A 26,844-nucleotide genomic window follows, 5' to 3' on the forward strand; every position below is an offset into this window, starting at 1 on the left:
TACACGCACCTCAGGATTATCCCGCGTTGGCCTGCACAATCTCTTCGATCAGCTTATTGACCGGAGCGAGATTAATTTCTCGTGCGTTACTCTCAGAAACCGGGGTACTACGAACCTGGCTTGCCAGCACCTGTCCGTCGCGATTCGACGTATCCACGGTGACGAGGGTTGATAAGCCGATACGCAGCGGATGCTGCGCCAGTTGCTGCGCATCCAGTTCAATACGTACAGGCAAGCGCTGCACGACCTTGATCCAGTTGCCGGTCGCGTTTTGCGCCGGAAGCAGGGAGAAGGCGCTGCCTGTCCCCATATCCAGGCCGACAACCTTACCGGTGTATTTCACGTCATCGCCGTAAATATCGCTGATGACCGTTGCCGGTTGGCCGATACGCATATGGGCGAGCTGCGTCTCTTTGAAGTTCGCGTCCACCCACAGGTTGGTGGCAGGCACGACCGCCATCAGCGGCGTGGTCGGGCTAATCTGCGCGCCAGGCTGTACGGCTCGGCGGGAGACGTAGCCGGTCATCGGGCTGACGATTTTGGTACGTTCCAGCGCCAGCCAGGCGTTGCGCACTTCCGTGGCCGCCTGTTGCACGGCAGGCTGATCTTCCAGCTTGCTGCCGAGGATCATCGCCTGGTTTGCGTTATATTGTTGAATTGCCACATCCAGCTGCGCCTGCGCGCTGGCGACGGCATCACGCGCGTGTTGCAGCTCTTCGCGACCAATCAGGTTCGCATTGCCCAGCGGCACGCGACGATTAAAGTCGCTTTGCGCCTGTGCCAGTGCGGTTTTCTGCACTTCAATGCTGGCCTGGAGCTGCTTGCTATTGATCATCAACTGGTGCGTCTGGCGAACGCTGGAGGCCAGCGCCGTTTTCGCTTTTTCGAATGCCTGTCTGGCATCCGTCTGGTCGAGCGTGACCAGCACGTCGCCCTGTTTTACAAAGTCAGTGTTATCAGCCCAGACTTTCGTCACGCTGCCTGATACCTGCGCCATGATTTGAACCTGGTTCCCTGCCACGTACGCATCATCCGTCTCTTCGATATGACGCAGTACTAAAAACCAATAAATCCCATATGCCACGGCAATTGCGATAAAGAGCAAGGTTAAAAGGATTAGCGCGCTTTTACGTTTGCCATTCTTCTTAACCGGTTGCTGCGGGGTTTGAGTCTCCGCATTTGCGCTCATGTTGTTCTCCACGATCTTATTTTTCATATCGGCTGGGCCGACGTTTTTGTCAGAAAGGCCAGCAGTATGACGTGCTGGCCTGTCAGTTTTTTCTTTTATAAATCTGGATGATTGAGCGTGTCGACGCGTTAGCGTAGCGCCTCAAGAACGGCGCCATCCTGATCCATCTGATCGAGACGCGTCAGGAGCTTACGAGTGATGTGCTCAAGTTGATCTTTTTCGGCGGTGCTGAGAGAGGACCATAGCTGGTGCAGGCAGTGATGCTGAGGCGGTAACACCTCGCGCAAAAACGCGTGACCTTTCTCAGTCAGTTGCAGATGCAGGCAGCGACGGTCGTTATCGCTTTCACGACGTTCGATCCAGCCGCGTTTCTCTAACTCATCTGCGATACGTGTTGCGTTGGTACGGGACGAACCCAGCGCGCAACTCAGTTCAGATGGCTGAATACTGTGGTTTTCCTGAGACTCCAGCGTAATCAACGCCATAAACAACGTCTCGTTAATCCCTTGAGCTTTCAGCATCTTATTGCGGTTTTCCAGCAGTTTGCCTTGCATATGCATGCAAAGGCGGGTCAGAAGGATCTCCTGGTAAGGAAACTCTTCGTGGCGGCTGGCGCGAAATTTTAGCATTTGTTCAATGGGCGTAAACGAACTATCCATTTGGGCATGACCTCATTAATTTCAGCCGATATAGTAACGACAGTGACAAATAAAGTAAATGTATTATTAATTTAAAATGATTCTTTTGGGTTATAAAATGACCCCTATCTTCCAGGCGAGTCCATAGCCCAGAGCGCTCAGTAGCGTTGGGATGATGATGCTGCGCGTCTTGTAGAAACTGACGCCCAGGACGGCAAACCCGACCAGCGTCGGAATGAACCGGCTGGCGTCGTGCATCACTTCGGGAGCCGTAGACACCACCAGCAGGGCGCAGATGGATGCGATGCCAATGGTGTCGAGCAACACGCCCGTTGCCCCGCGCCTGGCGGGACGGGTGTTTCCCATTCGCAGACGAAGCGGTAAATAACGAAAACAATAATTGGCGCAGCCAACCAGCAGCCCCAGCAGCAAAACCTCATAACTCATCGGGCGCTCCTTGCCAGAACGACTGGATCAAGGCGGTCAGACACCCGCTGGCGATACCCGCCAGGATAGCCGCAGGAATGGAAAACAGCGTGACGCCTGCCAGCGCGCCGATTAACGCCGCCGTGACGCACAGCGTTTGTTTGCGTTGAAAAGAGGCGAGCAAAAAGCTCATAAACAGGGCTGGTAGCATAAAACCTAATGCCGCCTCAACGGCGGGGAAGCCTTTCAGCAATCCGCTCCCGGAAAATGCGCCAATGACCGTGCCGAGCACCCAGGAGGCCCAGGAGCAGAACGCGATGCCGATCATCCAGTTTTCACTCCAGCGGCGGTTATCCCGCACCAGTTTGGCCGTGGCGGCAGCAAACACTTCATCGGTGAGACCAAATGCCCACAGGGCGGTTTTAGGTTTACTGAGCCGTTGGCTGATGCGACTACGCAGGGAAGGGCCGTACAGCACATGGCGTACGTCCATCGCCATCACGGTCAGCGCGGCGACCCATAATGTGCTGCCCGCCGCGAGCATGGTGGTGATGACGAACTGGCTGGCGCCTGCGTAAATAATACAGGAGAAAAAAACGCTTTCGAGGGGAGTAAAGCCCAGACGGGTGGCGTTAAGGCCAAACGCAAACGCCACCGGAATATAACTTATGACTATCGGTAAACTGTCTTTGAATCCTTCCGTTAATGTTGCCGGACGGGGCTCAGACTGGGGTGCAGGGCTTTCCATAAGATTATCTGATTCGTCACCGATGTTAAAATAACCAGCATAAATGAATCATATAACCTTAACAGAGTGGGGGACGCCTTAACACCCTGGGGAGCTCAATCAAAGGTAAACGCTTGCCATCTGCTTAATTTGCGGCTTCTTGTCGGTGAAAACCTCGCCACCAGACCAGCAGATTGAGCGCGGCGACGGTGGTACCGGCCAGACAAACGCCGGCCCAGCCGGCATGCTGCCAGGCCGATGCCGAAATCAACGAACCGGCGGCGCCGCCGATAAAGTAGCTGGTCATATACCCGGCGGTGAGCCGGTTACGCGCATCCGGGTGGACGCGGTAAATCACCGTCTGATTGGTGATGTGTACGCCCTGCACGGTGAGATCCAGCACCAGGATGCCAATAATCAGCGCCAGCACGGAGCTGTGTCCGTACCAGATAGCCAGCCAGGAGAGCAACAGCAACAGCAGGCCGAAAGTCGTGGTGAGATGGGACTTCCCTTTATCGGCAAAACCGCCCGCCGGACGTGCGCCCAGCGCGCCAGCGGCTCCCGCCAGACCAAACAGCCCAATCATCCCTTCGGAATAGTTAAACGGCGGCGCGGCCAGTAAAAAGGCCATCGATGTCCAGAGAATGCTGAAGTTGGCGAACGTCAGGCAGCCTAACAACGCGCGGGTGCGCAGGAGGCCGTCGTGGATAAACAGGCTGAACACGGAACCCAATAGCTGCGGATAGTTAAGATGCGTTTCTGATTTCACCTTTGGTAAACCGCGCCACAGCGCGACGGCCATCAGCGCCATCAGCACAGAAGCGACCCAGAAGACGGTGCGCCAGCCGCCAAGATTCGCCAGCAATCCGGCAACGGTACGCGCCAGTAAAATCCCCAGCAGCAGGCCGCTCATGATGGTGCCGACCACTTTGCCGCGCTTATCCGGCGTGGCGAGCGTCGCCGCCAGCGGCACCAGGATTTGCGCCACGACGGAGAACAGCCCGGTGAGCGCCGTGCCGAGAATCATCATACCGAGCGACTGACTGCTGGCGGTAATCAGCATGCCGCCTGCGGCCAGCAGCGTCATGGAGACGATGAGCGTCCGGCGCTCGAACATATCGCCCAGCGGCACCAGAAAGAGCAATCCGGCGGCATAGCCCAACTGAGCGGCGGTAACGATAAAGCCCGCCGAGCTGGCGGAAAGCGAGAAATTGTTTGCGATAGTATCGAGCAGCGGCTGGGCGTAATAGTTACTGGCGACGGCCAGACCGGTTGCCACGGACATTAAAACAATCAGCGCCGGGCTAAGCCCGTGAGTGGATTTAGTCATTATTTTGAGTCAGATATGATTTCCTGGGGTATCAATCATAGCGGATGTTTATGAATGTGAGTGGTTTGTTGAGTGATGGATTGTGCGGTTGGGGGAGGGCGTATAGGCCGGATAAGGCGCATCGCGCCACCATCCGGCATTGGTGTGGTTACTGCGCCTGATGGCGCGCAGCTTTAAGGCCGACGAGTGGGTTATTTCTGCGCGGCCAGCGCTTCTTTTACCCAGCCGTCAAACTGCTGCTGGTGGGCTTTGATCCAGCCGTCAACGTGACCCTGAACATCGGCCTCGGACGATTTGCCTTCATGCATCATCGCGTTCTGCGCGTTGATATCCGCCAGCGGTACCTTCATGATGGCGAACAGCTTCGCCGCTGCCGGGTTTTTCTCTGCCCAGGCTTTGTTGGCGACAATGTGCATGGTGTTCACCGGGAAGCCATAGTTCGCGCCGTTCGGCAGTTTAGTATCAATGTCTTTCTGCTCGCCCGGCAGGGAAGAGAACGGCACCTGTAACCAGACAACATCTTTACCCGGCTTCATCACGTCGCTCACCCAGTACGGCGTCCAGGTGTAGTACAGAATCGGCTTGCCTTCTTTGAAGCGGGTGATGGTGTCGGCCATCATCGCGGCATAGTTACCGTGGCTGACGTCGACGGTTTTTTCCAGATCGAACGCTTTGTTCTGGTGGTTAATCACCGCTTCACAACCCCAGCCTGGCGAACAACCCATCATGTCAGCTTTGCCGTCGCCGTTGGTATCAAAGATTTTGGCGATTTTCGGGTCTTTTAACTGGGCGAGGTTAGTGATCTTGTACTGCTCAGCGGTTTTCTTGTCGATCAGATAACCCTGCGCGGCGCCCGTCACGAATACCCCCTCGCGATAGAACTTTTTGTCTCCGCCCGCAGCGGCGTACATATCATCATGCAGCGGCTGCCAGTTCACGGCGGTAAAAGTTGCATCGCCAGAGGCAATGGAGGTGTAACCGACGTTGTAATCAACTTCGCTTGGCTTATTGACGGTATAACCCAGTTTCTCCAGCGCGCGGCTGACCAGCAGCGTCTGGAAGGTTTCTTCGGTGATGGTACTCTGCACCGGCTGTACGGTAACGCCTTTGCCCGGCAGGTCGGCAGCGAATGCGCTGGTAGAGACAAGGGTGGCAAACGCTGTGGCAAATAGAATGTTATGTCGCATCGTTGTTCCTTATTACACTTCATCTTTCAAGCTGCCTCTTTGTTGGCTGCACTCATGCCCCCCGGTCACGTACTGCGTGTACGCTCCTGGGGACACATTCGTTTGCCGCCGCGATGCAACTTGAACGATTTTGTGTAAGCTAATGAATTGTAGACCCGGTAAGCAATGCGCCACCGGGCAACGGGTGAATTACTTAACGAAAGGGCGAGTGATAAGCCCAACGGGACCGGTGGTATACCAGCGGCGGTTGCCACGGCTGCGCGAGTCGCGACCAACGGCCTGGGTCAGGCGGTCCAGAATGATAGCGAGGATCACAATACCGACCCCGCCGACGGTCGCCAGCCCCATGTCGAGGCGGCCAATACCACGCAGCACCATCTGACCAAGCCCGCCGACGGCAATCATAGAGGCGATCACTACCATGGAGAGGGCAAGCATGAGCGTCTGGTTAACACCCGCCATAATGGTGGGCATGGCCAGCGGTAGCTGTACTTTAAACAGCATCTGACGCGGACTGGCGCCAAATGAGCGTGAAGCTTCGATCAAATCCGCCGGAACCTGGTTAATCCCCAGAATGGTCAGACGCACAATCGGCGGCAGGGCAAAGATAATGGTCACTACCACCCCCGGCACGTTACCGATACCGAACAGCATCACGATTGGCACCAGATAGACGAACGCAGGCGTTGTTTGCATCGCATCCAGCAGCGGGCGGACAATCTTCGCCGCACGCGGACTGCGCGCCAGCCATATCCCCAGCGGCAAACCGATGACCACGCAGAACAGCAGGGCGGTCAGCACCAGCGCCAGGGTAATCATCGCCTGTGACCAGGCGCCAATCGCGCCGATGGCAATCAGGGACACCAGCGTGGCGGCCCCCATCCCCAGGCCGGAGATCTGCCAGGCGATCAGTGCGAAAATGATAATCGCCACCGGAGCTGGCATACCCAGCAACAGCTGCTGGAAGCCATTGAGAATGTAATCCACCGGCACACGGATGCCCTGGAAAACGGGGCGGAAATGCGTAACGACCCAGTCGATCCCTTCAGTGACCCAGCTGTCCAGCGGGATCAGCGTCTTATGGAACGGGTCCATAATATTAAAATGTTCTGGCGCAGGCGCGGGAGCGCTAGTCAGCCAGTCTGCGCCGCCGCCATCGGCAGGCGCGCCCGAAGGCGTTCCCCAGGCGTCGGCGGATTGCGCGGCGCTATCCGCCGCTGGCGCGGTATCCCACGGATTAGTTTGTTCAGCCATTGTTTGCCCCCTCGCGATCTAAAGCCTGTAGCAGCATGCGTTTTGAAATAATGCCGACATACTGTTGTTCCTCGTCGACAACCGGCACCGCACAAGGCGCCTGGCCAACATGAGAGAGCAACTCGCTAAGAGGTGTTTGCGCATCCACCGCCAGTGACTCGTCAATAAGTGCTGCTTCAATACCTTGCGCCTGGCTTAATGCTGCTTTTAATGAGTCGATGGAAACAATGCCGACAAACTTATTACCGCGTTCAATCACATAACCAAATTCACGGTCTTCATCCTGCAATAATTTCAGTGCGGAACGCGGACCAAAACCTGGCGTTTTACGAATTAATCCCACCGGGCTGCGGCGGGCAATATCTTTGGCGCTGAACACCTGGCTAATATCGACCCCACGGAAGAAGGTGCGGACATAATCATTCGCCGGGTTATTCAGAATTTCATCTGGCGTTCCCACCTGAACGACTTCGCCGTTTTGCATAATGGCAATACGATCGCCAATACGCATCGCTTCATCGAGATCGTGGGAAATAAAAACGACGGTACGCTGATGTTTTGCCTGTAGTTTTACCAGCTCATCCTGCATCTCGGTACGAATTAAGGGATCGAGCGCCGAGAAGGCCTCATCCATTAACAGAATGTCAGGGTTGATCGCTAATGCGCGGGCCAGACCGACACGCTGACGCATACCGCCGGAGAGTTCATCCGGGTAGCCGTGCGCATAATTCTCCAGCCCCACCTGGCGTAAGGCATCCAGCGCTTTTTCACGGCGCTCTTCAGCGGCAACGCCGGCTAATTCCATGCCGAATGCCGTATTATCCAGTACGGTCATGTGCGGCATTAATGCAAATGACTGGAAAACCATCGCAATTTTCTTTCTGCGCACCTCGCGAAGCTCGGCGTCAGATATTTTTGCAATATCAACGCCGTCGATCAGCACTTGCCCGCGGGTGGGTTCAATCAGGCGATTGAGAAGGCGTACCATTGTGGATTTACCCGAACCGGATAATCCCATGATGACAAAAATCTCGCCTTCTTCAATGGCCAGACTGGCGTCTTTAACGCCAAGCGATAGCCCTGTTTTATCCAGAATTTGCTCTTTCGAAAGTCCTTTTTCAATATATTTGAAAGCTCGCTGCGGATGCTCACCAAATATCTTATAGAGATTCTTAACTTCTAATTTAATTGCCATGCAATAGAAAGATTCCTGTTATTTATTATGTCGATACGATACCTGATAGAAATAGTCACCTTTTTCTACCCTAACATACTGAGAATCTGAGACAACCCTGAATTTTCCTCAGACACAAATATTGCCGGAGGCCATTTGCCGGGATTTCCCATGATATAAGGGCTGAGCGGGAGTGGGGGGAGAGCGATATTTTTTGTAACGACCACCGAAAATGCGCCTGAATTGCTGAAATTCAGGCGAATAATGTGGCAGATATTGAGTGTAGATCACACAGAAATAATTGTGTGATAAAAACGTGATCCCGTTAAAATATTATCGCGGAAGTGTGATCGATATTTACCGCGATAATCGCCGTCAAAAATTCCAGTCTTCGTCTTCGGTTTCGATGGCTTTTCCCATCACATAGGAGGAGCCTGAACCGGAGAAGAAATCATGGTTTTCATCCGCATTCGGTGAAAGCGCAGCAAGTATGGCAGGATTGACCTCCGCCATTTCTGCGGGGAATAACGCTTCGTAGCCCAGGTTCATCAACGCTTTATTGGCGTTGTAACAGAGAAAGGCGTTAACGTCTGCCACCCAACCGGTTTCGGCATACAGTTCTTCCGTATAGCGAGACTCGTTGTCATACAGCTCCATCAGTAAATCAAGGGCGAAATGCTTCAATTCGTCGCGTTCGGATTCCGACAGTTTCTCCAGCCCTTTTTGGTATTTATAGCCGATGTAATAACCATGTACCGCTTCGTCACGAATAATCAGACGAATCAGGTCGGCGGTGTTGGTCAGCTTGCCCCGGCTGGAAAAATACATTGGCAGCCAGAAGCCGGAATAGAACAGGAAAGATTCCAGGAATACGCTGGCGATTTTCTTTTTCAGCGGATTGTCGGCGGTGTAATGTTGCAGGATAATCTGCGCCTTGCGTTGCAGCGGCGCATTTTCCTCACTCCAGGCATAGGCCGCGTCTACGTCTTTCGTCTGGCAAAGCGTAGAGAAAATCGAGCTGTACGAGCGGGCATGTACCGCTTCCATAAAGCTGATGTTTGACAGCACCGCCTCTTCATGCGGCGTCAGCGCGTCCTGCATCAACGCGGGGGCCCCGGCGATATTCTGAATGGTGTCGAGCAGCGTTAATCCGGTAAACACGCGGATGGTAAGCTGCTGCTCGGCGGCGCTCAGTGTCTGCCAGGCGGGGATATCATTGGAAAGCGGCACCTTTTCCGGCAGCCAGAAGTTGCTGGTCAGGCGGTTCCACACTTCCAGGTCTTTATCATCCTGAATCTTGTTCCAGTTGATGGCGCTCACGCGTGATAGTTTCATCCTGCTCTCCTTATAGCGCGCATGATACGCAGCCTTCTATTTCAGTACCTTCCAGCGCCAGCTGACGCAGACGGATGTAATACAGCGTTTTGATCCCTTTTCGCCACGCGTAAATCTGGGCTTTGTTGATATCGCGGGTTGTCGCGGTATCCGGGAAGAACAGCGTCAGCGACAGTCCCTGATCAACGTGGCGTGTGGCTTCGGCATAGGTATCAATGATTTTTTCCGGGCCGATTTCATAGGCGTCCTGGTACATGTCCAGGTTCTCATTGGTCATAAACGGGGCCGGGTAGTAAACGCGTCCGGTTTTTCCTTCTTTGCGGATCTCTATCTTCGACACGATCGGGTGAATGCTTGACGTCGCGTGGTTGATATAGGAAATGGAACCGGTCGGCGGCACCGCCTGTAAATTCTGGTTATAGATGCCGTAGCGCATCACCTCATCCCGCAACCGCGCCCACATTTCGTGGCCCGGAAGCGTAATGCCGCTACGGGCAAAGAGCGCACGAACCGTGTCGGTTTTCGGCTGCCAGTCGCCCTGCAAATATTGTTCGAAATACTCGCCGCTGGCATAGCGCGATTGTTTGAATCCGGCGAAGGTTTTACCGCGTTCACGCGCCATCATCATTGAGGTATTCAGCGCGTGCCAGGTCACGGTGTAGAAATAGAGGTTGGTGAAATCCAGCGCCTCCGGGCTGCCGTAGGCAATGCCTTCTCGCGCCAGATAACCGTGCAGGTTCATCTGCCCCAGGCCAATCGCGTGTGACGCGGCGTTTCCGGCTTCAATTGACGGTACGCTGCGGATATGGCTCATATCCGATACCGCCGTCAGGCCGCGAATCGCCGTTTCCACCGTGCGGCCAAAATTCGGGGAGTCCATCGTATGGGCGATGTTCAGCGAACCGAGGTTGCAGGAGATATCATGCCCGGTCTGCGCGTAATCCAGATTTTCATCATAGGTGGAGGCGCTGTTGACCTGCAAAATCTCCGAGCACAGGTTGCTCATGTTGATGCGACCGGCAATCGGGTTCGCGCGGTTTACCGTATCCTCATACATGATGTAGGGATAGCCTGACTCAAACTGGATTTCCGCGAGCCGCTGGAAAAATTCGCGCGCGTTGATGTACTGCTTGCGTACGCGTTCGTCGGCGAGCAGCTCATCGTACCGTTCGCTAATGGCGATATCTCCGAACGGTTTGCCGTAAATGCGTTCGACATCGTAAGGCGAGAACAGCGCCATCTGCGCGTTTTCTTTCGCCAGACGGAACGTTACGTCCGGGATCACCACGCCCAGCGACAGCGTTTTAATGCGGATCTTTTCATCGGCGTTTTCGCGTTTCGTGTCGAGAAAACGCAGGATATCCGGGTGGTGCGCATGCAGATACACGGCGCCCGCCCCCTGACGCGCCCCTAACTGATTAGCGTAAGAAAAGGCGTCTTCCAGCATCTTCATTACCGGGATCACGCCCGAGGACTGGTTCTCAATACGCTTGATCGGCGCGCCCGCTTCACGAAGATTCGAGAGCAAAAACGCCACGCCGCCGCCGCGCTTGGAAAGCTGTAGCGCCGAGTTAACCGCCCGACCGATGGACTCCATATTGTCTTCAATGCGTAACAGGAAGCAGGAGACCAGCTCGCCGCGCTGTTGTTTGCCGCAGTTTAAGAAGGTCGGCGTGGCCGGCTGAAAGCGCCCGGAGAGGATTTCATCGGTAAGCTGCATCGCCAGCGCTTCATTGCCCTGCGCCAGCGTCAGCGCCACCATTGTCACCCGGTCTTCAAAGTCTTCAAGGTAGCGTTTGCCGTCGAACGTTTTCAGCGTATAGCTGGTGTAATATTTCCACGCGCCAAGGAACGTCTGGAAGCGAAAACCGCTGGCGTGGGCGTGAGCAAACAGCTTCACCACGAAAGCGCGATCGTAGCGGGTTAAAACGCTTTCGTCGTAATAGCCTTCGCGAAGCAGATACTCCAGGCGCTCGTCCTGGCTGGCAAAGGAGACGGAATTGGGGCGGACATGGGTGGCAAAGAACACCTCTACCGCCTGCCGATCCTTGTCGAACTGAATATGGCCTGCTTTATCGTACAGATTCAGCATGGCATTCAGCGCGTGATAATCCATCGTTTCTTGCTTCACACGTTCTGCGGTTGTCGTTGCCAAAATTCGCTCACTCCTTTTCGGACGTTGTCGATGTCGCTTTGCGTTCCCATCAGTTCAAAGCGGTACAGCCAGGGGACGCCGCATTTTTGTGAAATGACCTCGCCAGCGCGACCGTAAGCCTCGCCAAAGTTACGGTTGCCGGAGGCGATCACGCCGCGAATTAACGCCCGGTTATGTTCATCATTTAAAAAGCGGATCACCTGTCGTGGAACCGCGCCTGCCGTACCGCCGCCGCCGTAAGAGGGGACGACCAGAATGTAAGGTTCGTCTACCCTGATTCGCTCGCGTTCATTAAGCGGAATGCGAATAGCGGGCAGCCCCAGACGCTGCATAAAGCGGTGCGTATTTTCGGAGCTGCTGGAAAAGTAGACGAGTTGGCTCATGCGCTGGCCACGCGCGCATCAGGATGCAGACGGTTGATCATATCCGGGCGGAAGCCTGACCAACTGGTATCGCCCGCGATGACCACAGGCAGCTGGCGAAAACCTTTTTCCCGCAGGGTGTCTGCCGCGTCGGGAACCAGATCGACGTTCACCATCTCAAAGTCAAATCCACGGCTTTCCATCGCCCGTTTGGTGGCGTGGCACTGAACACAGTCGTTACGAGTGTAAATAGTAATGCGCATGATTCGTATTTCCATTTAAAATGAGAGAACGGCGCGATGATATGCGTCGGGTTGTGTGTGTCTTGATAGAGAGAATACTAGATGTAGATGAATAAAGTTTCAACCACACAAGATATGGGAAATATCGATTAATTTGCTTCTGCTGATTAGCTCAGCGGGAATGGGGGGGTATGGTTAAACGTCGCCCGATGGCGCTTACGCTAATCGGGCCTACGGTGTAGGCCGGATAAGGCGTTTACGCCGCCATCCGGCAATAGCGGGTTTACATCCGCATCCCAACGGCCAGTCGGTTGAAGCAGTTCATCAGACTGATAGCGAAGGTCAGATCGCTGATTTCACGGGCGCTGAAACTTTCGAGTAGCGGCAGATACGCGTCATCTTCGGCATGCGTTCTTGCGATATCCGTGACGGATTCCGCCCAGGCCAGCGCCGCACGCTCCTGTTCGCTGAAGTGATGGCTTACCCGCCACCCGGCCAGCGCATCCAGTTTGCTTTGCGCCACGCCGGATTTACGCAGGGCTTTGCTGTGCATCTCCAGACAAAATGCGCAACCGTTGATCTGTGAGATACGCAGATAAATCAGTTCCATCAGCGTGGTGTCCAGCGCGCTGTTTTCCAACGCTTTTTTAGCCTGGCCCAGCGCACTATAGACTTCAGGGCTAAGTTCATAATAGGGCTGACGTAATGTCGTCATCATACTTCTCCTCGTTTAGACGTCAGCAATGTAGCACTATAATGGACTGCTAAAGAGAGCCATATTTTTATGAAAAAAGCAGACCATAAAGGATCGTTCACCTGTGCCACGCTACCAGCAAATCGCCCGTCAGTTAAAAAACGCCATTGAGCATGGCGAACTCAAGGCCGGGGCGCGTTTGCCGTCCAGCCGGACATGGTCGCAAGAGTTAGGCGTTTCACGCTCGACGGTCGAAAACGCGTACGGCGAGCTGGTGGCGCAAGGCTGGCTGGAGCGGCGTGGGCAGGCCGGTACGTTTGTCAGCGGGCATGTACGTCCAGAAAAAACGGTCGCTACGCCTGCCGTTTTCGCCGGAGAAAGCCAGACGCCCGATCCATTTCAAATGGGATTACCTGCGCTGGATCTTTTCCCGCGTGAGATTTGGGCGCGGGTGATGGGGCGTCGCCTGCGTACGCAGACCCGTTTTGATCTCGCGTTGGGCGACGTCTGCGGCGAAGCGATTTTGCGCGAGGCCATTGTCGATTATCTGCGGGTGTCGCGCAGTATTGAATGCCTGCCGGAACAGGTGTTTATCACTTCCGGCTATGCGTCCTCAATGACCCTTATCCTGCGCGCGCTGGCGAAACCTGGAGAAGGCATGTGGGTTGAAGATCCCGGGTTTCCCCTTATTCGCCCGGTGATTGCCCAGGAAAATGTCGGGCTGATGCCGGTTCCGGTCGATGATCATGGACTGAATGTGGCGGCAGGTATTCACGATTACCCGCAGGCGCGTTTTGTGTTGTTAACGCCGGCCCACCAAAGCCCGCTCGGCGTGGCGCTCTCTTTAACCCGTCGCCGCCAGCTACTTGAATGGGCGGCGAGCGCGCAGGCATGGATTATCGAAGACGATTATGACAGTGAATTTCGTTACCACGGCAAGCCGCTTCCGCCGCTGAAAAGCCTCGATGCGCCGCAGCGGGTGATCTATGCCGGAACGTTCAGCAAGTCGCTGTTTCCGGCGCTGCGTACCGCATGGCTGGTGGTTCCGCTTAATCAGGTGGCGCGTTTTCGTCAACTGGCGGGGCTGATGGCCTGTAGCGTGCCGGTGCTGTGGCAGCAGACGCTGGCGGATTTTATCCGCGATGGTCATTTCTGGCGGCATTTGAAAAAGATGCGCCAGCATTACGCCAGGCGACGGCTTTGGATGGAAGAAGCGCTGCGTGAGCAGGGATTCGCCGTTGTCCCGCAGGAAGGCGGCATTCAGCTGGTTGTTGCGGTGGATGCTGATGACCGGTTGCTGACGGCGAAAGCCAATCAGGCCGGATTAGCGGTGCAGGCATTGAGCCGCTGGCGGCTTAAGTCAGAAGGAAGGGGAGGACTGCTGCTGTCGTTTACCAACATCACTTCAGCGGAAATGGCAAAACAGGTCGCACGTCAGCTTCGGGAAGCCATAACCGACACGCCGTCGGCCGGATAAGACGCTCTGCGTCGCATCCGGCAAGATTCCCCGTTAACGGCGTAAACTTAACAGCGCCCCGACAACAATGCCGACAGCGGCGGCTGTCCCCATGCTGCACCAGGGTTTTTCTCGCACAAAGGTATCCGCGCATCCTACGGCATCACGCGCCGCCTGTTCTACTCGCGTGCGGCCATGCATACGGGCACGGGTTTCTTTCAGCAATGCCTGCGCTTTGCGCCGCGCGGTTTCCGCTTCATCTTTGGCATCGCTTCCCCATGATTTAAGCACGTCTTCAAGGGTATCGGCTAATTGACTGACATCGTTCTGAATATCCTGAACATTTTCATCGGCGTCTTTTCGGCTCGGTCGGTTAAACATATGATCCTCCATTGATTTCGATGTGAACTTCAGTGTAGTCCATATTTTTTATCTTCTGAGGCGCGTCACGGTATATTCGCGAGTTTATGGATTTTTCTGAAAGCGTTGCTAATGCTGGATCGGGTAAGGTAAGCCCGCAGTAAAGGATAACGAGGATAAAATATGTATTTACGACCCGATGAGGTGGCGCGCGTACTTGAAAAAGTGGGTTTTACCGTAGATGTGGTAACACAGAAAGCATACGGTTATCGACGTGGCGAAAATTATGTGTACGTTAATCGTGAAGCGCGTATGGGGCGTACCGCATTAGTGATTCATCCGACGCTAAAAGAACGCAGTTCTTCACTGGCGGAACCCGCTTCGGAAATTAAAACCTGCGATCATTATCATCAGTTCCCGCTTTATTTAGGCGGAGAAATTCACGAACATTACGGCATACCGCACGGCTTTAGTTCACGGATTGCGCTTGAGCGCTATTTGCATGGACTGTTTGGTGAAGCAAAACCAAATTCAAACTAACGAAGCGACTGGCCTTGCCAGTCGCGAAGAAAGCGGGTCTCAGGCTTTGGCCTGGTGGTAGCTGCTGACTTTGAACAGGCGTCGGCAATAATCAAGGAAGTAGCCGTAAACCGCGCCCATCAGCATGGATATCACGATATTCGAACTGACTGCCGCTGTAATCTGGTGCCAGTCTGCGCCGACCGTCAACAAAATTGCGACATAAACCGGAGACTGGAAGGTGACGTAAGCCAGTACATCCGCCAGATTCTTCACCCAACTCGCCGGGCTCGCCTTACGCGCGACGCGCATAATCGCATCACGATACATTCCATAGGGCCACGCGATCAGAATATTGACCGGAATGGCGACCAGACGGGAAGACAGCGACTGTTCAAAGGTCATTCCAGAGAGGAATATCTCGATCAACATGTTCACGACAGAACAATAAACAACCATCGCGAACGTGTCTGCGACTGCATGACGCAAGCGTGACTGCGGTGAGAACATGTTAATGCTCCTTGTAAAAGGGTAAAAATCGCCATTGAACGTGTGGTTGTAGTGATTTAGCGTAGTGCTTTCGCTAATGCATAGCGTATATCTCTACATAATAACTATCAACTAGTGTAAAATTTTTATTTATTGCCTTTTTGTCGATAAAATACTCTGCCAGTGTCTGTTTTTTGTTCGTTTCGGGATTTTCGTTGTCCGCCGTGACTAATGTTTTCCAAATCAATGGCTTAACTTTTATTGTTTTTTTCGGCGTTTTGCGCAAGCGAGGCGGGAGCGAAAGGGCATCGACGGCTGCTGTTGTGTACGCCGGGGAGAGGCCGCTTTTTTAATTTCGCAGGCGTGCGTTATTCAGGCTGAATATATAACGGCGAAGGTGAATAAATATAAGCGGCGGTGTGCAGGCCGGATATTGCTGTATATCCCACTCTCTGGAAATATAATCAATAATCGAATATACTTTCTGGCGTAATACTTGTTTTCCCCTGCGTTAAAAGGTTTTATTGTTATGACTTTGATGTTACAGAATTTAAATAATATCCGTACACTGCGCGCAATGGCCCGCGAATTCTCCATTGACGTTCTTGAAGAAATGCTCGAAAAATTCAGGGTTGTCACTAAAGAAAGACGCGAAGAAGAAGAAGAGCAACAGCGTCTGCGCGCTGAACAGCAAGAAAAGATTAATACCTTTCTGGAGATGATGAAAGCCGACGGCATCAAGCCAGAAGACTTATTAAATATGGGGGCGGCAACGCCGCGTTCAGGTAAAAAACGTCAGCCGCGCCCGGCGAAATATCGTTTTACCGATTTTGATGGTGAGACGAAAACATGGACTGGTCAGGGGCGTACGCCTAAGCCGATTGCCCAGGCGCTGGCGGCGGGGAAATCTCTGGATGATTTTCTGATCTAATTTCGCGGTATTTTGCCGGATGAGACGGTGCTTATCCGGCTGATATCAACCAGGTCAGTACAAACCACCCGGCCCGCCGGGGACTGCGGCGATTCTGGCGCTACCGCTTAATGCGTTCGCCGGTTCCAGGGCATCTTTTCGAGCAGTCGCGCCATGCCGCAGAAACCCGTGAATCCCGCCAGCATTAACCCGGCGCCAACAAAGCCGCTGATCAGGAAGAAACCGCTACTGACGGTGTAACCCAGCGCAACGCCCAATAAAACCAGCCCTCCGGCGGCAATTTGCACCTGACGCATCAGCGGCAGCGGCTGAGACTTATCTTCCGCCACGGGCAGGCCCGCAGCTTTCCAGCCTTCGATTCCCCCCTCCAGCAGCCAGACTTCTGCGGGGGCGGCGACCGCCTGGAGCGTTGCGGCATTGCCGCTGGTACGCCTGCCGGACTGACAGTGAAAGATGACGCGTTCAGCCCGTAACGCCGCCGGAAAAGCGCCGTGCTCAAGCGTGGAGAGCGGCGCCAGCTGCGCGTCGGGAATATGTTCGCGCAGGTATTCATCGGCGTCACGGATATCAATCAGCGTTGCCCCTTGTGCTATCAGCGCCTGTGCTTCGCGCGGGGAAATCGTCCCGGTTGCCATGGTTTCTCCTGGTGGACAATACGGTGTATTTAGCAGCGTAAATCAGCTTCCTGGCAGCGTAAAGGGGGTAAATGAGGAATGTCTTGTTCGCCTTACAGTTTGCGCCAGCAATATGTCATGCCGTTTCCCTGTTAAGCCGCTTCCCTCTGCTACACTCTCTGGGTGTCTATTGTGTACAACCGAGGTAAATATGGGTCTCTTCAATTTTGTGAAAGATGCGGGCGAAAAGCTCTGGGATGCCGTAACCGGAAATCATGATAAAGATGATCTGGCGAAAAAGGTGCAGGAACACTTAAACAAAACCGGTATTCCTGACGCCGATAAAGTCAATGTGCAGGTGACGGACGGTAAAGCGACGGTAACGGGCGACGGTTTAAGTCAGGAAGCGAAAGAAAAAATCCTCATTGCGATCGGGAATATTTCCGGGATCGGCAGTGTGGAAGATCAGGTTAAAACGTCAGCGCCTGCGGCGGAGAGTCAATTTTATACGGTGAAATCAGGCGACACGTTGAGCGCTATTTCAAAACAGGTTTACGGTAATGCCAACCTGTACAACAAAATCTTTGAAGCGAATAAGCCGATGCTGAAAAGCCCGGATAAAATATATCCCGGGCAGGTTTTACGTATCCCGGAAGAGTAACCGGACTCAGCTCTGTTCCTGCTGAAGTTTACCGGCCATCGCCTGTTGAATAATCGGAATTGGCGTCAGTAAATGCTGGCGCATTAATTCGCTGGCGCGTGCGGCATCGCGCGCCAGAATAGCCTCCATAAGCGCCCGATGCTGAATATGTTTATCTTCGAGCATTTCAACGGACAGAACCGTTTTGCGCAGCCAGATAAAACGGTAGCGTGCCGCCAGATCGAAAAGTCGCTCGCGCATTTGCAGCAGATAATGTGAGCCGCAACCGGCAACAATAGCCGTATGAAATGCCTGATGGCGCTGATCCCACTCATCCAGCATACGTTCGCTGGCATCGCTCGATTCCAGTTTGTTGAGCATATGCGCCCTGGCGAGAATATCGGCTTCCCACTCATCGCCGCCACGCTCAATAGCCAGTTGCACCAGCATGGCTTCCATATTGGCGCGGGCATCGAAAATATCGAGCAGTTCCTGCTCCGACATCGACGCCACGCGATAGCCTTTCTGGTTCACCACCGTGACCAGCCGTTCCGCCACCAGTTGAGAAAGCGCTTCCCGCAACGGCCCCACGCCTAATTCATAGCGTGATGTTAACAGACTCATGCGCAGCTTCTCATCGGGCTGATAAACGCCGCGAATAATATCGTTTTTGAGCCATCGGTATCCATCTATGGCCGTCGGTTGGGCAGAGGCGGTCATGGTACAACTCCTGAATAGCATTGGGCTGATATCCCGGCGCGCGCCGGGACACAGGTCTAACGCGTATTTTGCAACGGCGTTTTTTGCCACAATACCAGTTTTTTCCAGCGGGACATAATCGGCACGGTACAAATGATCCCCAGTCCTAACAGCCCGGTAGAAATCACCTCCAGCTGTTGCGCCGGTCGGAATAGCATCACCACCAGCACAAAGCAGATAAAAGCGATAACCAGCCAGGTCAGCCACGGATAGAGCCACATTTTCAGCTTAATTTCACTCCCTTCCGCCAGCAGGATTTTCCGCATTCTGAGCTGGGAAACCGCAATCACCAGGTAGACGAGCAGGGCGATCGCGCCGGAGCTGTCGATCAGGAATTTAAACACTTTCGCCGGGGCGTAATAATTTACCACCACCGTGAGAAATGCCGCCCCTGTGGATAACAGCACCGCCACATACGGCGTCCTGCTGCGGTTGAGTTTGCCCATAACGGCGGGCGCATCGCCACGACGGCTGAGGGAGTAGAGCATTCTCGACGCCGTATACAGCGCGGAATTCAGGCAACTGGTGACTGACAATAAAATCACGCAGTCCATGATCGCTTTGGCATAAGGAATATGCAGCAATTCCAGTACCGAACGGTAGGAACCAATGTCTTTGAGTCCCGGCATGTTCCACGGGATGAGCGCGACCACCACGAAAATAGAGCACAGGTAGAAGATTGAAATACGCCAGATCACCGAGTTGGTGGCGCGCACGATATGCTTATCCGGCGTGTCGGACTCGGCGGCGGCAATCGTGACAATCTCTGCGCCCATAAATGAGAACATGGTGATCAGCATCGCGCTCAGTACCGCGCCGAAGCCATTGGGCATAAAGCCGCCGTGATCCCACAGGCGTGAAACGCCGCTCACGTCTGCGTAGGGATAAAAGCCGCTAATTGCCGCCGCGCCCAGCGCGATAAACGCCAGAATGGCAATCACTTTGCACAGCGCCAGCCAGAATTCGAACTCGCCGTAATTTTTGACGCTCAGCAAATTACTGCCGGTTAATGCGATGGTGATCGCCAGAGAGAACAGCCAGATGGGGACGCCCGGTATCCATGAATGCAGGATGATGGCGGCAATATTGGCCTCCAGCGGGATAACCAGCACCCAGAACCACCAGTACAGCCAGCCGATGGTGTAGCCCGCCCAGGGGCCGATGGCTTTATCCGCATAGGTTGAGAAAGAGCCGGTATCCGGCGTGGCGACGGCCATTTCGGCCAGCATTCGCATAATCATAACGACCAGCAACCCGGCAAACAGGTAAGCCAGCAGTACCGCAGGCCCGGCTTGCGCAATCGCGACGCTGGAACCGACAAACAGACTGGCGCCAATGACGCCGGCGATAGACAGCATGGTGACGTGGCGGGATTTCAGTCCGCCACCTAAAGCATGTGATTCTGACAATTGCCCCATCTTCTTACCCCGTTATTGTTATTGAAGCTGTTGGCTGCTCTTGATGCGTAGGCCCGGTAAGCGGAGCGCCACCGGGCATCACAACATTGCCGGATGGCAGCGCAAGCGCCTTATCCGGCCTACAACGACCTAACCTTGCTTCGCCTCATCAAAACACTGAGCGATGATGTCCAGCCCTTGCTGAATTTGCGCTTCTTCGATAGTCAGCGGCACCAGAATGCGTAGCACGTTGTAGTACGGCCCGCAGGAGAGCAGGATCAGCCCTTTATCACGGGCGCGGGCGACGATGTCGGCGGTCAGCTTCGCGTCCGGTTTGCTGCGATCGCCATTTTCAAACAGCTCAATGGCGATCATCGCTCCCGGGCCGCGCACGTCGCCAATCTCGCGGTGCGTTTCAGCAATATTCAACAGCCCTTTACGCAGGGTTTGCCCCAGGTCTTTGGCTTTTTGCAGCAGGTTTTCCTGCTCGAAAATGTTCAGTACCGCCAGCGCGGCAGCGCAGGCGAGAGGATTACCGGCGTAGGTGCCGCCCAGACCGCCCGGCGGGATGGCGTCCATCACATCGGCGCGACCGGTCACTCCCGCCAGCGGAAAGCCGCCGGCAATCGATTTGGCGAAGGTGGTGAGGTCCGGGGCGACGCCCGTCTGTTCCATCGCAAAAAGCGTACCGGTACGCCCCGCGCCGCTTTGCACTTCATCGGCAATGAGCATGATCCCGTGTTCGTCGCAGAGTGCGCGCAGACGCTGCATAAAAGCGGGCGAGGCCGCATAAAAACCGCCTTCTCCCTGTACCGGTTCAATGATGATGGCGGCAATATCTTCCGGCGCGGCATCGTTTTTAAAGATGCGCTGGATGCTGGCAATCGCGTCATCATCACTGATGCCGTGCAGGGCGCAAGGGTAGAACGCGCGGTAAACGTGGCCTGGCATCAGCCCCATTCCGGCAGAGTAGGGATTGACTTTTCCGGTCAGTGACAGGGTGTAGTGGGTACGGCCATGATAAGCGCCGCTAAAAGCGATGGCGCCGCTACGCTTTGTCGCCGCACGGGCGATTTTCACCGCGTTTTCCACCGCTTCGGAACCGGTAGTCACCAGTAGGGTTTTCTTCGCGAAATCGCCTGGCACCTTCTGGTTCATGAGTTCGCACAGCTCCAGATACGGCTCGTAGGCGAGCACCTGAAAACAGGTATGCGACAGCTTTTTCAGTTGTGCTTCGACCGCCGAGACGATCTCCGGGTGCAGGTGCCCGGTATTCAACACCGCAATACCGCCTGCAAAATCGAGATACTCGCGGCCTTCCACATCCCAGACCCGGCAGTTTTCCGCGCGATCGGCAAAAATAGGGTGGATCTGTCCTACGCCGCGAGGGACGGCGTTACTGCGGCGATGCATTAATTCTTTATTGCTGCTCATCAGGTGTTCTCCAGTATTGTTTTTTTAAAGGCCGATACACATGTATTTGATTTCTAAATAATCTTCGATGCCGTACTTAGAACCTTCGCGGCCAAGACCGGAGGCTTTAATCCCGCCGAATGGCGCGACTTCGTTGGAGATAATGCCGGTGTTGATGCCGACAATGCCGTACTCCAGCGCTTCGCCGACGCGAAACACGCGGCTTAAATCGCGGGCGTAGAAATAGGCCGCCAGACCGAACTCGGTATCGTTCGCCTGCGCGATCGCGTCCGCTTCATCTTTAAAGCGGAATAGCGGGGCGAGGGGGCCGAACGTCTCTTCTTTAGCCACTTTCGCGTTATTGGGGACGTCCACCAGGATGGTGGGCTGGAAGAAGTTGCCGCCGAGCGCATGCGCCTTACCGCCGCAGAGCACTTTTGCGCCTTTCTCCAGCGCGTCGGCGATGTGCTCCTGCACTTTGGCTACCGCTTTTTCGTCAATCAGCGGCCCGGTGGTGACGTCTGCTTGCAGGCCGTCGCCGAGATGCAGCTTGCTCACCGCCTGCTGGAGTTTTTCCGCAAAGCGGTCATACACGCCGTCCTGCACATACAGGCGGTTAGCGCAGACGCAGGTCTGCCCGGCGTTGCGAAACTTAGAGGCCAGCGCGCCTTCCACGGCGTTATCCAGATCGGCGTCATCAAAGACGATGAACGGCGCGTTGCCGCCCAGCTCCAGCGACACCTTTTTGATGTCTTTCGCACACTGTTCCATCAGCTGACGGCCAATTTCGGTTGAGCCGGTAAACGACAGTTTGCGCACCAGCGGGTTGCTGGTCAGTTCATTGCCGACCGCTCCCGCAGAACCGGTGACGACGTTAAAGACGCCTGCGGGAACCCCGGCGCGGTTCGCCAGTTCAGCCAGCGCCAGGGCGGAAAACGGCGTCTGGCTGGCGGGTTTCAGAACCATCGTACAACCGGCCGCCAGCGCCGGGCCGGCTTTGCGGGTAATCATCGCCGAGGGGAAATTCCACGGCGTGATGGCGGCGGTAACGCCAATCGGCTGCTTGATAACGATCAGGCGCTTATCGGCCTGGTGGCCTGGAATCGTGTCGCCATAGATACGCTTACCCTCTTCGGCAAACCATTCAATAAAAGAGGCGGCATAGCTGATTTCTCCTTTTGCTTCCGCCAGCGGCTTCCCCTGTTCCAGCGTCATCAGGCGGGCGAGATCGTCCTGGTGCTCCATCATCAAATTGAACCAGCGACGCAGAATATTCGCCCGCGCTTTGGCGGTGAGTGCGCGCCAGGCGGGCAGCGCGCGGTTAGCGGCGTCAATGGCTTCGCGGGTCTCTTCTGCCCCCATTTTCGGTACGCTGCCTAACGGCTGGCCGTTCGCTGGGTTGGTTACGGCGATTGTGTCGCCGCTTCTGGCGTCGCGCCATTGCCCCTCGATAAACGCCTGCTGGCGGAACAAGGTGGGATCGTTAAGTTGCATGATTGCTTCCTGTCTTAAAAGGGTTAACGGGTGAATGCGGCGTTTAATGAGTCCACGCGACGCGCCGCACGTAGCGTGCGTCCGGGATGACTCTGGTTTGCCAGCAGCGTCTGTACTTTGCTGACGATATGCGCCCCGATGGGAATGGCTGATGTGGCCGCCGGAGAGGGCGCATTGCAGGTGTGAATGGATCGTGGCGTGGTAACAAACAGGAAATCGTCGATCAGCTTGCCATCCGGCGACACCGCCTGCGCCCGCACGCCCGCAGGCCACGGCTGCAAATCTTTTAAGGTCAGGCTGGGGCAATATTTTTGCACCAGCCGCAGATAGCCGCTTTTGCACAGTGAGTTCTTCATCTCGCCAAGCCCTGAGCGCAGATTGTTTTGCAGCACGCGGCGGATGCCGGACGAACCGAAAATTTCCAGCGTATCGGATAATGAAAAATCGCCTTTCCGGTAGCCTTCTCGTTTAAAAGCCAGCACGGCGTTAGGCCCGACGGTAACGCTGCCGTCGATCATCCGGGTGAGGTGGACGCCCAAAAACGGCATTGCCGGATCGGGAATGGGATAGATCAAATGGTTAACGATTTGATTATGCTGCGACGCCAGGCGGAAATATTCGCCACGGAACGGGCAGATGATAAAACCGGGATCGACCCCCAGCATTTTAACCAGCCGGTCGGCCATCAGCCCGGAACAGCTAATCAGGGTTGAGGCTTCGTATATCTGCCCGCCCCGGGTTGTGATCACCACGCCCGCCGCATGTTCCTTCAGCGCGCTGACCTCCGCGTTGTAGACAATCTCACCGCCTTTGGCCTGGAATATTTTTGCCATCGCCGCCGTCACGTCCCGGTAGCTGACAATCCCGCTGGAGGGGACAAAAATCCCGCCCAGACCAGTGATGTTCGGCTCCCGCTCCCGCAGTTCCGCCGCGCTTAACCACTCGCGTTCCAGGCCGTTTGCCGCCGTGCGATCCCACAGCGCCCGCATCCGCGCCATTTCCAGTTCGGATGTCGCCACCAGCATTTTTCCGCAGGTGTCGTAGCGAATGCCGTTTTGATCGCAAAAGGCTTTGGTGGCGCGATTTCCGGCGAGGCAAAACTGCGCTTTGAGGCTACCGGGAGTGTAGTAGACCCCGGCATGGATCACGCCGCTGTTGTGACCCGTCTGATGACAGGCCGGTTCGGACTCTTTTTCCAGCAGGGCGATGCTGGCGTCTGGATACACATCAATAAGCTGCATGGCGGTCGACATGCCGATAATGCCGCCGCCAATAATTACAAAATCATACATCCGCTCAATTCCTTCGTCTGACCGCGCTTATTGATGAGTCTGGTAGCAATGGGTGGAATAAGCGAAATAACCACGCTGGCGCATCAGTTCACGGCGCAGATCCGGGTGTGGCGTAAAACGATCGCGCCCGTGCAGCCAGAACAGGTTGTTAATCAACAGGAATTTACCGACCGGCACCGGAACAGAGAGGATGTTTTTGCTGGTTTCCAGCGCATCGGAGAGATCGCTGAGCCAGACGCCCTCTTCAAAATCTTTTGGCTGGACGAACTGGTCGATATAGCGCATGACCGGGCGCCCCTGCTGGTCAACGTCAAATACCGGATGATAAACATCGTGGCTGACGTTTTTGCTCGGCGGCGCGGCAAAACGCATGGAGCGACGCGCCAGCGGGTGGCTGAAAAAGCGCTCCAGATGCTCCCAGTCATCGAGGTGTAGTAACAGTGAGTTTCCGCCCGCCATATTTTGTTCGTCGATTTTCATCATCAGCACGTAGTCGGTAACTTCCTCAACGTAGGTGCCGTCGTTATGCAGCTCCATCACGCGGTGCGGTTGTCGCAGGTAGCTGTCTGAATTATCGACGTTCTTCACCACAAAGCGCGCGTAGTACTGGCCGCTCATCGCATCGTAATTAGAGCGCCCGATAAGGTGCGCCACCGCCGTCGCCAGCTTGACCATCTCGTCAGCCTGTTCTACGTTGTCGATCCCTTCGGCGTTGATCAGCAGTGCGCCTTCGGCGCGATCCAGCAGCGTTTTAATAAGCAGCGGCTGTAGCTGGTTGCCACATAAGGCGTCGAGGATCTGACCGACCTTAAAACGTAAAAAGGATTTGTATTCCAGCGCCTGTACCGGCCACTGTTCCACCTGCTGCAAAAATTGCGCCGTCGTTTTTGCGCTAAAGGTCAGTTCCAGCAGACGCGGCGACTGTACGGAAGGGGCGAAGGTAAATCCGGCGTCGCTGCGGGTGACACTATCAGCATTTGTTTTTACGGCGGTCAGTGCATTCATCAGAATCGATCCTCTCAGTAAATGGTCAGGGAGACATGGCGATGCTCATTTCGTAGCCATAAACTAAAAATATCTACATTTTTTATAAACGCATACAAAACTGACGATTTGTTTAATTTTTGTGATCAAAAACAACAAATATTTAACATTATAAATATCAGGGATTAAGAAATGAGACAGGATTTACATCCGCAGCCTAAACTGATTCTGTTTGTGAAATAGCAGACGAGCGGGAGACAGGGATTAAGCCATTGATAAAAAATCTATTCCGACGCCTTAAATGGATGAGTACCGGACTGGCATCGCTCATCAGGCATGTGGCGTTGACGCTGCTTGTGGTTCTGATCGTTTTTCTTGGCGTGCGGGTTTACCAGACAGAAAGTGGGCCCGATCTTCATTTCTGGCATACCTGGACCGGTAGCGAAATGTCTGCCAACGCGCTGGATAAGGCCACTTTTTCGCAGTACCTGGCGCGGGAAGAGGCGCTGTTTAGCCATCTGAAAACCGGAGTGACGGATAAGCTGAAGCCGGATGAGCAGACGCCCATCAACCGTTTTTACCATAACAGCCGGGTCTGGCCGCCGCAGTTTTCGCCCAACGGCAATCGCTCGTACGTACTCATGCCGCAGGGTAAACCGCGTGGCGTCGCCGTGTTACTGCATGGCTTAACGGATTCGCCCTACAGCATGAAATACGTTGCTAAGGATTATCAGCAGCGTGGCTTTATCGCCGTTGTGCCGCGTTTGCCTGGGCACGGCACCGCGCCCGGCGCGTTAACGGCGGTGGAGTGGGAACAGTGGCTTGCCGCCTCGCGGCTGGCGGTTCGGGAAGCGACGCGGCTTGCGGGGCGAGATGTGCCGTTGCATCTGGTGGGCTACTCAAACGGTGGGGCGCTGGCGCTCAAGTACACGCTGGACGCGCTGGAAGACAACACGTTGCGGCGTCCTCAGCAGCTTATCCTGCTGTCGCCGATGATCGGCGTGACGGCATTCGCCCGTTTTGCCGGACTGGCGGGTTTACCTGCGCTCTTTCCAGCGTTTGCCAAAGCGGCGTGGTTGAACGTCACGCCAGAATATAATCCGTTCAAATATAACTCGTTTCCGGTTAACGCCGCGCGTCAGTCTTATCTGCTGACAAAAGCATTACAACAGCAGATTTCGCGGGATGCGCGAAGCTCCCGCCTTAACGAACTGCCGCCGGTGTTGACCTTCCAGTCAATTATGGATTCCACGGTGAGCACCCGTGCGGTGGTGGCGTCGTTCTATCGCTGGCTGGGCAATAACGGCAGTGAGCTGGTGTTGTTCGATATCAATCAGGCCGCCAGTCTGCGTCCGCTGTTGCGCACCTCATCGTATACCGCCATTACTCAGTTGTTACCGCCTGCGCCGCGCAACTATCGCACGACAATTATCACGAATGCGACGCCGGAAACGCTGAATGTCGTGGCGCGCGATACCCCGGCCGGGGAGCATGTGGAGCAGGTTCAGCCGTTACCGTTGGCCTGGCCGCAGGAGATGTATTCGCTGTCGCATGTGGCGGTGCCGTTTCCGCTCAGCGATTCGCTGTATGGTCTGCAACCGGACGAACTGAACCGCTATGGAATCAGTATCGGGACTATCGCGCTGCGCGGGGAAACGTCCACGCTGGCGGTGGGGCTGGATACGCTGATGCGCGTGACGTCGAATCCTTTCTTCCCGTATATGCTACAGCGGATTGAGGCGCGACAGTGATGATTGCCGGATGGCGCAACACCATCCGGCAA

At 55.0% G+C, this 26,844-nt stretch carries 27 protein-coding genes; 5 read left to right on the forward strand and 22 right to left on the reverse strand.

Translation table 11 applies throughout. From position 1 onward, the window contains the following. Nucleotides 1-16: 16 nt before the first annotated feature. The 13 genes from emrA to FD428_RS05030 all read right to left on the reverse strand — a co-directional run bounded on the left by emrA (nt 17) and on the right by FD428_RS05030 (nt 12,734). Nucleotides 17-1,189, reverse strand: a complete 1,173-nt coding sequence (emrA, locus tag FD428_RS04970) for a multidrug efflux MFS transporter periplasmic adaptor subunit EmrA (RefSeq protein WP_024130884.1) — start codon at nt 1,187-1,189, stop codon at nt 17-19. A gap of 128 nt (nt 1,190-1,317) precedes the next feature. After that, nucleotides 1,318-1,848 carry a transcriptional repressor MprA gene (mprA, locus tag FD428_RS04975; protein ID WP_012134797.1) on the reverse strand — a complete coding sequence of 177 codons (531 nt, stop codon included), beginning with the start codon at nt 1,846-1,848 and terminating at the stop codon, nt 1,318-1,320. A gap of 90 nt (nt 1,849-1,938) precedes the next feature. Next, complete coding sequence (gene ygaH, locus FD428_RS04980; protein WP_047461737.1) at nt 1,939-2,274, reverse strand: L-valine transporter subunit YgaH; 336 nt, start codon at nt 2,272-2,274, stop codon at nt 1,939-1,941. Further along, entirely contained in the window at nt 2,264-3,001 is a 738-nt protein-coding gene (locus FD428_RS04985; protein WP_012134795.1) for an AzlC family ABC transporter permease, read from the reverse strand. Before FD428_RS04985 ends, ygaH begins: the two co-directional genes overlap by 11 nt. 124 nt (nt 3,002-3,125) lie before the next feature. Further along, nucleotides 3,126-4,310: an MFS transporter gene (locus FD428_RS04990; RefSeq protein WP_012134794.1), complete on the reverse strand. Its 1,185-nt coding sequence runs from the start codon at nt 4,308-4,310 to the stop codon at nt 3,126-3,128. A 191-nt stretch (nt 4,311-4,501) separates the two neighbouring features. After that, nucleotides 4,502-5,497 carry a glycine betaine/L-proline ABC transporter substrate-binding protein ProX gene (proX, locus tag FD428_RS04995; protein ID WP_012134793.1) on the reverse strand — a complete coding sequence of 332 codons (996 nt, stop codon included), beginning with the start codon at nt 5,495-5,497 and terminating at the stop codon, nt 4,502-4,504. A gap of 189 nt (nt 5,498-5,686) precedes the next feature. Next, nucleotides 5,687-6,751, reverse strand: coding sequence for a glycine betaine/L-proline ABC transporter permease ProW (gene proW / locus FD428_RS05000; RefSeq protein ID WP_047461746.1), 1,065 nt, complete (start codon nt 6,749-6,751; stop codon nt 5,687-5,689). Further along, nucleotides 6,744-7,946 carry a glycine betaine/L-proline ABC transporter ATP-binding protein ProV gene (gene proV / locus FD428_RS05005; RefSeq protein ID WP_012134791.1) on the reverse strand — a complete coding sequence of 401 codons (1,203 nt, stop codon included), beginning with the start codon at nt 7,944-7,946 and terminating at the stop codon, nt 6,744-6,746. The genes proW and proV overlap by 8 nt, the downstream gene beginning before the upstream one ends. A gap of 354 nt (nt 7,947-8,300) precedes the next feature. Further along, the gene (gene nrdF / locus FD428_RS05010; RefSeq protein WP_012134789.1) at nt 8,301-9,260 is read right to left on the reverse strand and encodes a class 1b ribonucleoside-diphosphate reductase subunit beta; all 960 of its coding nucleotides are present in this window, start codon (nt 9,258-9,260) and stop codon (nt 8,301-8,303) included. Between the two features lie 10 nt (nt 9,261-9,270). Beyond that, nucleotides 9,271-11,415 carry a class 1b ribonucleoside-diphosphate reductase subunit alpha gene (gene nrdE / locus FD428_RS05015; protein WP_114848656.1) on the reverse strand — a complete coding sequence of 715 codons (2,145 nt, stop codon included), beginning with the start codon at nt 11,413-11,415 and terminating at the stop codon, nt 9,271-9,273. Beyond that, complete coding sequence (gene nrdI, locus FD428_RS05020; RefSeq protein ID WP_012134787.1) at nt 11,388-11,798, reverse strand: class Ib ribonucleoside-diphosphate reductase assembly flavoprotein NrdI; 411 nt, start codon at nt 11,796-11,798, stop codon at nt 11,388-11,390. The genes nrdE and nrdI overlap by 28 nt, the downstream gene beginning before the upstream one ends. Continuing rightward, complete coding sequence (nrdH, locus tag FD428_RS05025) at nt 11,795-12,040, reverse strand: glutaredoxin-like protein NrdH (RefSeq protein WP_024130882.1); 246 nt, start codon at nt 12,038-12,040, stop codon at nt 11,795-11,797. Before nrdH ends, nrdI begins: the two co-directional genes overlap by 4 nt. A gap of 262 nt (nt 12,041-12,302) precedes the next feature. Continuing rightward, nucleotides 12,303-12,734, reverse strand: coding sequence for a carboxymuconolactone decarboxylase family protein (locus FD428_RS05030; RefSeq protein ID WP_024130881.1), 432 nt, complete (start codon nt 12,732-12,734; stop codon nt 12,303-12,305). Nucleotides 12,735-12,837: 103 nt separating this feature from the next. Between FD428_RS05030 and FD428_RS05035 the strand changes: the two genes are divergently transcribed. After that, nucleotides 12,838-14,190 carry a PLP-dependent aminotransferase family protein gene (locus FD428_RS05035; RefSeq protein ID WP_114848655.1) on the forward strand — a complete coding sequence of 451 codons (1,353 nt, stop codon included), beginning with the start codon at nt 12,838-12,840 and terminating at the stop codon, nt 14,188-14,190. Between the two features lie 33 nt (nt 14,191-14,223). Here the strand turns inward: FD428_RS05035 and FD428_RS05040 are convergent, their stop codons facing one another. Next, on the reverse strand, nt 14,224-14,550 hold the full coding sequence (locus FD428_RS05040) for a DUF883 domain-containing protein (protein ID WP_024130880.1): 327 nt from the start codon (nt 14,548-14,550) through the stop codon (nt 14,224-14,226). Nucleotides 14,551-14,712: 162 nt separating this feature from the next. Between FD428_RS05040 and FD428_RS05045 the strand changes: the two genes are divergently transcribed. Continuing rightward, entirely contained in the window at nt 14,713-15,069 is a 357-nt protein-coding gene (locus FD428_RS05045; RefSeq protein ID WP_012134782.1) for a DUF2002 family protein, read from the forward strand. A 39-nt stretch (nt 15,070-15,108) separates the two neighbouring features. On the opposite strand, the gene alaE is transcribed toward FD428_RS05045, so the two are convergent. Then, nucleotides 15,109-15,558, reverse strand: coding sequence for an L-alanine exporter AlaE (gene alaE / locus FD428_RS05050; RefSeq protein ID WP_024130879.1), 450 nt, complete (start codon nt 15,556-15,558; stop codon nt 15,109-15,111). 508 nt (nt 15,559-16,066) lie between these two features. On the opposite strand from alaE, the gene stpA reads away from it, so the two are divergent. Beyond that, nucleotides 16,067-16,468, forward strand: a complete 402-nt coding sequence (gene stpA, locus FD428_RS05055; protein ID WP_114848685.1) for a DNA-binding protein StpA — start codon at nt 16,067-16,069, stop codon at nt 16,466-16,468. A gap of 107 nt (nt 16,469-16,575) precedes the next feature. On the opposite strand, the gene FD428_RS05060 is transcribed toward stpA, so the two are convergent. Next, nucleotides 16,576-17,103 (reverse strand): rhodanese family protein, encoded by a 528-nt coding sequence (locus FD428_RS05060; protein WP_114848653.1) that lies wholly within the window; start codon nt 17,101-17,103, stop codon nt 16,576-16,578. Between the two features lie 190 nt (nt 17,104-17,293). Between FD428_RS05060 and lysM the strand changes: the two genes are divergently transcribed. Beyond that, on the forward strand, nt 17,294-17,743 hold the full coding sequence (gene lysM / locus FD428_RS05065) for a peptidoglycan-binding protein LysM (RefSeq protein ID WP_012134776.1): 450 nt from the start codon (nt 17,294-17,296) through the stop codon (nt 17,741-17,743). 6 nt (nt 17,744-17,749) lie between these two features. Here lysM and csiR read toward each other — a convergent pair whose 3' ends face one another. From csiR to glaH, 6 genes are all read right to left on the reverse strand, one after another. Then, on the reverse strand, nt 17,750-18,442 hold the full coding sequence (gene csiR, locus FD428_RS05070) for a DNA-binding transcriptional regulator CsiR (protein WP_047461758.1): 693 nt from the start codon (nt 18,440-18,442) through the stop codon (nt 17,750-17,752). Nucleotides 18,443-18,498: 56 nt separating this feature from the next. Continuing rightward, entirely contained in the window at nt 18,499-19,899 is a 1,401-nt protein-coding gene (gabP, locus tag FD428_RS05075; RefSeq protein WP_114848652.1) for a GABA permease, read from the reverse strand. A 129-nt stretch (nt 19,900-20,028) separates the two neighbouring features. Continuing rightward, nucleotides 20,029-21,312, reverse strand: a complete 1,284-nt coding sequence (gabT, locus tag FD428_RS05080; protein WP_114848651.1) for a 4-aminobutyrate--2-oxoglutarate transaminase — start codon at nt 21,310-21,312, stop codon at nt 20,029-20,031. A 24-nt stretch (nt 21,313-21,336) separates the two neighbouring features. After that, a complete protein-coding gene (gene gabD / locus FD428_RS05085; protein WP_110493914.1) occupies nt 21,337-22,785 on the reverse strand; it encodes an NADP-dependent succinate-semialdehyde dehydrogenase in 1,449 nt (482 codons plus the stop codon). A 23-nt stretch (nt 22,786-22,808) separates the two neighbouring features. After that, nucleotides 22,809-24,077, reverse strand: coding sequence for an L-2-hydroxyglutarate oxidase (lhgO, locus tag FD428_RS05090; protein WP_114848650.1), 1,269 nt, complete (start codon nt 24,075-24,077; stop codon nt 22,809-22,811). Between the two features lie 27 nt (nt 24,078-24,104). Continuing rightward, on the reverse strand, nt 24,105-25,082 hold the full coding sequence (gene glaH, locus FD428_RS05095) for a glutarate dioxygenase GlaH (RefSeq protein WP_058667993.1): 978 nt from the start codon (nt 25,080-25,082) through the stop codon (nt 24,105-24,107). A 254-nt stretch (nt 25,083-25,336) separates the two neighbouring features. Between glaH and FD428_RS05100 the strand changes: the two genes are divergently transcribed. Then, nucleotides 25,337-26,812, forward strand: coding sequence for a carboxylesterase (locus FD428_RS05100; protein WP_223849126.1), 1,476 nt, complete (start codon nt 25,337-25,339; stop codon nt 26,810-26,812). Nucleotides 26,813-26,844: the final 32 nt, after the last annotated feature.

It is taken from the genome of Citrobacter sp. TBCP-5362 (genome assembly GCF_005406305.1).
In the GTDB taxonomy this organism is placed as follows: domain Bacteria; phylum Pseudomonadota; class Gammaproteobacteria; order Enterobacterales; family Enterobacteriaceae; genus Citrobacter_B; species Citrobacter_B koseri.